At 64.5% G+C, this 6,578-nt stretch carries 4 protein-coding genes and 2 pseudogenes; all 6 read right to left on the bottom strand.

Translation table 11 applies throughout. The features are described 5' to 3' along the window. Nucleotides 1-233 precede the first annotated feature (233 nt). Nucleotides 234-395, bottom strand: a pseudogene (locus DN412_RS41775) (2Fe-2S iron-sulfur cluster-binding protein); the annotation flags it as partial. Nucleotides 396-416: 21 nt separating this feature from the next. Then, a pseudogene (locus tag DN412_RS41780) lies at nt 417-1,146 on the bottom strand (ISL3 family transposase); the annotation flags it as partial. A gap of 414 nt (nt 1,147-1,560) precedes the next feature. Further along, nucleotides 1,561-2,544 (bottom strand): Bug family tripartite tricarboxylate transporter substrate binding protein, encoded by a 984-nt coding sequence (locus DN412_RS41785; RefSeq protein ID WP_115216847.1) that lies wholly within the window; start codon nt 2,542-2,544, stop codon nt 1,561-1,563. 66 nt (nt 2,545-2,610) lie between these two features. Next, on the bottom strand, nt 2,611-3,831 hold the full coding sequence (gene tcuB, locus DN412_RS41790) for a tricarballylate utilization 4Fe-4S protein TcuB (protein ID WP_115216848.1): 1,221 nt from the start codon (nt 3,829-3,831) through the stop codon (nt 2,611-2,613). Then, the gene (gene tcuA / locus DN412_RS41795) at nt 3,818-5,227 is read right to left on the bottom strand and encodes an FAD-dependent tricarballylate dehydrogenase TcuA (protein WP_115216849.1); all 1,410 of its coding nucleotides are present in this window, start codon (nt 5,225-5,227) and stop codon (nt 3,818-3,820) included. The genes tcuB and tcuA overlap by 14 nt, the downstream gene beginning before the upstream one ends. A gap of 78 nt (nt 5,228-5,305) precedes the next feature. Then, nucleotides 5,306-6,232, bottom strand: a complete 927-nt coding sequence (locus DN412_RS41800; protein ID WP_115216850.1) for a LysR family transcriptional regulator — start codon at nt 6,230-6,232, stop codon at nt 5,306-5,308. Nucleotides 6,233-6,578 lie beyond the last annotated feature (346 nt).

The following is a 6,578-nucleotide window of genomic DNA, read 5'->3' on the forward strand; positions in this document are numbered from 1 at the left end:
CGCCTTACGCGTGACGATGTGGCCAGACTGGTCGACTGCATGGATCTGCATGACGTTCTTGGCAAGGTCGACACCAATGCGAGCAATCGTGTTCATGGTTTCCCTCCTTCTTGGAAGCTGGACGGACATTGCAAACCATGATGGCACGGAATCGTGCCAGTGGCCTGAAGGCGAGGCTCCTTACCAATTCAAAATAAGCCGTCAAATAGAATCGCAATTTGCCACGCGAGTGCATCGCTGTCGCGCACGCACCGGCCATGGGTGAGCAAGGCGACCAGCAGCGTGTCGCCGGCCAGCGCGGTGGCCGCGACCCCGTCGATGCGCAGCGTGATGGTAAGGCGGTCGGATTCTGCCAGCCGGACAAAGCGCGCAGGAAGCGAAGATCGAGAAACGATCCTCTATTGGCCGCCGCCCTGCTCTAAAGGCGTCGGACCCCGTGCCCTGGGTGCGCGCTCGGGGAATGCCCCCGCGGTGATGAAGTTGCGCACGGTTCGATGGTCGATTGAGAGCTCGCACCCGATTCCTTTCATTGTGCCACCCTGCGCGTGTAGCGCCATCACCCGCTCGCACAGCTCCACCCGCGAGGCGCGTCGCTGATCGCTCAGGCGCTGCCATGACCACAGTGAGTTGCGGCTCAGCTCCCGCTGCCGTCCCAGGGTCACGCCATCGACCTCGACTTGCTGCGCAGCTTGGCGCAGTTGCGGTCCGAGTCGGTACAGCAGTCTCTCGACGTTGTCGCGCAAGTTGCACAGTAGATGCCAGCGATCCGAGACTTGCGTGGCTGCCGGCAGCGCGATGTCGACTGCCTCGGAGTAGGCCCAGGCCCGGTCCCTGGCGACGATCTCGATCGATGGGTGCGCACGCATCCACACGGCCACCGCAGTTCCTTCCCTGCCTGCGAACACTTCGATCGGCTCACGTCGCTCCAGGTCGACGATGATCGTTCCGTACTGGTGACCGCGCGCGATCGCCCAGTCATCGATGCCGACGACCCGCGGTCGTGGTTTGCGCTTGCGCTCAGNTCAACTCCCGCAGCACGGTGTCGGCACTGGTGCGCAAGCCCAGGACGTTAGCAAGCCTGGCTGCCGCCTCACCACCGAGGGCGTGGCCCAGCGCGTGCAACGCCCGAGCTTGCGATTGCGTACGACCTGCCCTCATCTAACGCGGGCCTGCTAGCGAATCATTCGAGCTCGTTCAAGACCATCGCCGTGAGCCGGTCGAGCAAACCCAACTGTTGAACCAGACTCCCAAGAGCCTCCTACCTCGGCCTCTGCGAGAGACAAGCCATACCAGGGCCTATTCTCGCCAATCCCCTATTGCAAAGGCAGTCGGCAAGTTTAACAATTGAGCTGTAGAAGGGAGGTTCACAATGGAAATGCGCTGGGAGAAGCTTTACAGAGGTGGTCTGGGAGAGTTTCATCAGTCCGAACGGGCGATATGTCGGCCCGCGAAGCGCTCGAGCAAGCTGACTGGGCTGTGGGCCAGCGCGATGGTCGCCGCCTTGATAATCGGCAGCGCACTGCTCGTCCGAACCTAATTCAGTACTTTAGCGCTGCGCAATCAGTCGGCAGTCACACCCGCCGTCTTGGACACCCGGCTCCAGCGCTCTGTTTCCTGCCGGATGAACTCGGCAAGCTTCGCTGGTGTCATGTCGCCAGCCGTCACGCCCTGCTCTTCGAAGCGCTTTAATACATCTGGCTGTTGCAGCGCCTTGGCTAGTTCCGTGCCCAGCCGCCGGGTGACCGCCTCGGGTGTGCCACGAGGCGCCATCAGCGCATACCACGTGGTCACCTCGTAGCCCTTGATGCCGCTTTCCTCCAGCGTGGGCACGCCGGGATAGGCCGAGGAACGCTTCGCCGTGGTCACCGCCAGCGCCCGGAGCTTGCCCGAGCGGACGTGTGGGGCTGCCGAGGGACTCGTCTCCACCGCCATCTGGATCTGCCCGGCGATCAGGTCGGTCATCATCGGCGCGCCGCCCTTGTATGGGACGTGAACAATGTCGGTGCCAGTCATCGACCGGAACAGTTCGCCAGAAAGATGCTCTGTGCTGCCGGGGCCAGCCGATCCATAGTTGACCTTACCCGGATGCGACTTGATATAGGCGATCAGCTCCGCCACCGACTTGACGGGCAGCGATGGGCTGACCAGCAGCACGTTCGGGGTCAACGCCACCAGGCCGACCGGCACCAGGTCGCGCGTGAAATCGTACGGCAGTTTCTTGTAAATGCCGGGCGCCATCGTGTGCGCGACGGTGGCAAGCAGCAGCATGTAGCCGTCGGGCGTGGCGCGCGCCACGTTGCTCGCGCCGAGCGTGCCTCCGGCGCCCGGGCGGTTGTCCACCACCACCGGCTGGTGCAACGACTCGCCCATCTTGTGGCCAATGGTGCGGGCAATTATGTCGGTGGTACCGCCGGAAGCGAAGGGCACCACGACAGTGACGGGCTTCTCCGGCCAACCTTGTGCCGCAGCCGGCACCATGCTGCCGAGTGCGAGGGTTGCGCCTACCAGACAGGCGATGGCGGTGCGGCGGGTCATGTCGGACATGTGACGGTCTCCTTGAGGTTCGATGATTTTCTTGTCGGCGTTGCGGTTCTTCAGTGCTGCACTGCCTCAGTCGGAGCCGAGCTGCAACGTATTGGGCTGGCGCTTTTCGATGGACGACTTCAGAAGAGCCGCGCAGCGGTAGATGCCGTGGGCGAACTTGCCGAATGGCAGCGTGGCGAACAGCGCCATCACCACGCCAAGGTGGATGGCCAGCAGCATCGCCATGGCTCCGGTCTCGCGACCGGCCAGCAGGCCAAGCCCGGTAGCTGCGGTCAACAGCAGGAGCGCAATGAAGCCGCGATCCATGGGCCGCTGGGCGGCATCACCCCGGTTGGGGTCGCGCCGCAGGTTCAGCCACAGCAGGCCGGCCGGCCCAATCAATAGCCCGATGCCGCCGGCGGTGCCGAGGATCACCGGCAGGCTCGTCACCGGATACGGCGCGTGGAGGTCCAGCAGGTAGTGGTACAGCGTGGCCACGCCAGTGGAGGCGAAACAGGCCATGAAGCCGTAGAATGTCAGGTGGTGGAAGCGGCGGCGCGCCAGCGTGAATCGGTCGTCCTGCTCGTTGCAACCCTGGCCGTGTCCGCCGTCGAGGTAGGTGAGCGTGAGCGCGTCACGCGCAGCCTCGCCCAGCGCGGGCGGGGTGGCACGGCCCGGCGATATATCGCGCCAGAACGTCCGTATGCCAATGCCCAGCGAGAGCACCGCGAAGCCGAACACTGCCCCGAACATCGCAGCCATCATGTTGTGCGGAAAGATCGCGTAGAAATTGCCGGCCAGCGGCGCGTGCCACAAGGCGCCGTGGCGCGAAATGGCCAGCAGCAGGAACAAAGCCAGGCCGAAAGCAAGAGCCAGCGCGACGGTGAGGCCGTTGCGCCGGTACAGTGCGCCCAGCGGCGCCGGCCATGCATATTCGGCGTAGGTCTCCCCACGTACGCGAGCCATGGCCTGCGGCACGTTCACCGCGAATTCGTGCGGCGGCGCGTACTGGCAGGCGTGGTAGCAAGCCCCACAGTTGTGGCACAGGTTGGCCAGGTAGTTCACGTCCGCCTTGCCGAATGACAAGCGCCGCGTCATGGCCGGGAACACCGCGCAAAAGCCTTCGCAGTAACGACAGGCATTGCAAATCTGCATCTGACGGGCAACTTCGGCTTCATTGCCGGTCAGCGGCAGCACCTGGATGGGGATGATCTTCCGACCGCCCGTTTGACGGATGTCGCCCGCCGTCTCCACGGCCCCCACCGCCGTTTCGCCGGCCTCGCGCACCAGCGCCTCAAGCTGCTTCATGTTGTACTCCTTTCGCTTGTGCGGCCGCGCGCGCGGCCCGGGTGCCTGCAATTCGGCCGAACGCGGTGCCGATGGACATGCCAACGCCCGCCGTGTAGCCCTTGCCCAGCACGTTGCCGGCCATCATCTCGCCGGCCACGAACAGGTTGTCGCTCGGCTCACCTCCAAAATGGACGGCGGCGTGCTCGTCGACCTTAAGGCCGAGATAGGTGAAGGTGATGCCGGGACGCAGTGCATAACCGTAGAAAGGCGCGGTGTCGATGGGACGCGCCCAGTGCGTCTTGGGCGGGATCAGCCCTTCGGTGCGGCAGTCGTCCAGCGCCGTATGGTCGAAAGTGCCAATGCGGCACGCGGCGTTGTAGTCGGTCACGCTTTTCACGAACGACTGCTCCGGCAGGCCGAGCTTGCGCGCCAGTTCGGGCAGTGTGTCGGCCACCGTGCCGGGGAAGACCGGCGGCATGAAGCGGCCGATGGCCTTGGCATCGATGATGGAGTAAGCAATCTGGCCCGGTTGCTGGGCGACCAGACGGCCCCAGATCGCGTAGCGCTTCGGCCAGAAGTCCTCTCCTTCGTCATAGAAGCGCTCCGCTTCGCGGTTCACCACCACGCCGAGTGACACGCAATCGATGCGCGTGCAGATGCCGCCGTCATACAGCGGCGCGCGCGCGTCGATAGCCACACAGTGCGATTGCGACGGGTCGCCGATGGCATCGGCTCCTGCCTCGATCATGTGCTTGAGCAGTACACCCGTATTGAACCGGGTGCCGCGGATCAGGAAGTTGTCGGCCGGCCATTCGCCGCGCTCGTTGCGGCCCCACGCTTCGCGCAGCCATTCCCGGTTCGATTCGAAGCCGCCCGCCGCCAGCACGCAGGTGCGCGCCTCGAAGCGGTGTGCGCCGCTGCGCGCGGCCATAAACCGGCTGCCATCGAGTTCGATGGCATCGACCGGTGTTTCGTAGCGGATCTCCACCCCGAGGTTTTCGGCGCTGCGATAGTAGGCGTTCACCAGGGCCTTGCCGCCGCCCATGAAGAACGCATTGGTCCGGGCTACATGCAGCGCGCCCGACAGGGGCGGCTGGAAATGTACGCCGTGGCGGCGCATCCAGGGGCGGCAGGTCGATGAAGCGCGGATCACCAGCCGCGCCAGCGCCTCATTGGTGATGCCGCCGGTGACCTTGAGCAAGTCTTGCCAGTACTCCTCCTCGGGGTAGCTGTCGACCAGCACATCCTGGGGCGCATCGTGCATGCAGCGCAGATTGCGGGTGTGCTGGGAGTTGCCGCCGCGCCAGGCCTTGGGGGCCGCTTCCAGCAGCAGCACACTGGCGCCAGCTTCGCGCGCCATGAGGGCGGCGCACAGTGCCGCGTTGCCCCCGCCGATTACGAGTACGTCCCACATGAGTACAGTCTCCGATTGTTGGCTGCGACTGTACTGAGCGGGGCGGGCGCCCGCCAGAAGGGAACGGAAAAGAGGTGTTTACGAATCGTGAAGGGTCGCCCCTTGCCAACTTCCGCTCAGCACCAGTTCCCGCGCGACGGAAGCCAGCGTGCCGCGCGCAGCGAGCCCGGCCGGCGACAGTTCTTCGTCCGACAAGCTGGCCAGCACGTTGGGGCGACGGGCCGCGGCGTCCGCAATGGGGATCATGGCCAGCGGCTCGCCGCCGAGTCGTGCGACTGCCGCGCCGGGCTGCACCGTCGCCCCGAAGCCGGCCCGTACGGCATCCATTAGCATCGCCAGTCCGTCTATCTCGGCCACCAGGTTTGGCTGGAATTTTCCCCTGGCAAACGCCACGTCGAGCACTGACCGCAATCCGTGCGGACTGCTTGGCAGAATCAGCGGCAAGTCGCGCAACTGCGCCAGCTTCGCGGTTTTTCCCGCGGGCATGCCAGGCATGTCGCGCCGGGAGATGAGAAAAAGGCGTTCGGTGAGCAGTGGCGCCACACTCCAGCGGTGGTGTCCGTCCGCCTGGAACAGGATGGCCAGGTCGAGTTGGCGAGTATCGATCATGGTGGCCAGGTTGCCCGACAGACTTTCCACCAGATGGAGCCGGATGTCAGGGTAGCGATCCCTCATGGCCTGCATGAAGGGCAAGCCGAGTACGGAGATCGTACTGGGCGCCATACCGACGCTGACATGGCCCGACAGTCTCGCAAGCTGCGCGGCACGGACAGCATCGTCGGCATGGCGCACGGCCAGTTGCGCCTGCCGCCAAAAAGCCAGGCCAGCGTCCGTTGGCACCACGCCGGTGGATGTGCGCTGCAACAACCGTGTCGCCAATTCCCCTTCGAGCCTGCTAATCTGCTGACTAAGGGCCGACGTGCCCACGTCCAGCTTCTGCGCGGCCTTTCCCATGCTGCCGAGTTCGACCACCTGCAGGAAATACCGCAACTGCCGGAGCTCCATTCGCTTCCTCCTTCTGGCTCTATCCGTGCACGCGACTGTCTGGCACGCTCGCACCACATCGCAACGCGATCGACAGCATTTTCGCAGTGCGCGCCTCGCCCGTCGGACGCGTCCGTTGCATCCACGGCATGCGCTGACAACCTTGTTCACTGCGGACTCCGCAATGCTACTATCGTGCAGTGTAGAGGGAACGGTCACCCTCCGCCTCGGCCGGGACAGCGCTTACTATTGATCTTTCCGTAAATCATGACATCACCACAACGTTGCCTGAACCCAGCACGCGGCGATGATCGAAGGCCGGTGTTGAGCGCTTTTGAGCTTGTTGCGGGCGACGGTATGCAACTCA

It is taken from the genome of Cupriavidus lacunae (assembly GCF_003353055.1).
In the GTDB taxonomy this organism is placed as follows: Bacteria; Pseudomonadota; Gammaproteobacteria; order Burkholderiales; family Burkholderiaceae; genus Cupriavidus; species Cupriavidus lacunae.

What these genes read in the sequence shown, in the direction of transcription:
- DN412_RS41800 (WP_115216850.1), bottom strand. Translation starts at nt 6,232, where the DNA reads ATGGAGCTCCGGCAGTTGCGGTATTTCCTGCAGGTGGTCGAACTCGGC.
- tcuA (WP_115216849.1), bottom strand. Translation starts at nt 5,227, where the DNA reads ATGTGGGACGTACTCGTAATCGGCGGGGGCAACGCGGCACTGTGCGCC.
- tcuB (WP_115216848.1), bottom strand. Translation starts at nt 3,831, where the DNA reads ATGAAGCAGCTTGAGGCGCTGGTGCGCGAGGCCGGCGAAACGGCGGTG.
- DN412_RS41785 (WP_115216847.1), bottom strand. Translation starts at nt 2,544, where the DNA reads ATGTCCGACATGACCCGCCGCACCGCCATCGCCTGTCTGGTAGGCGCA.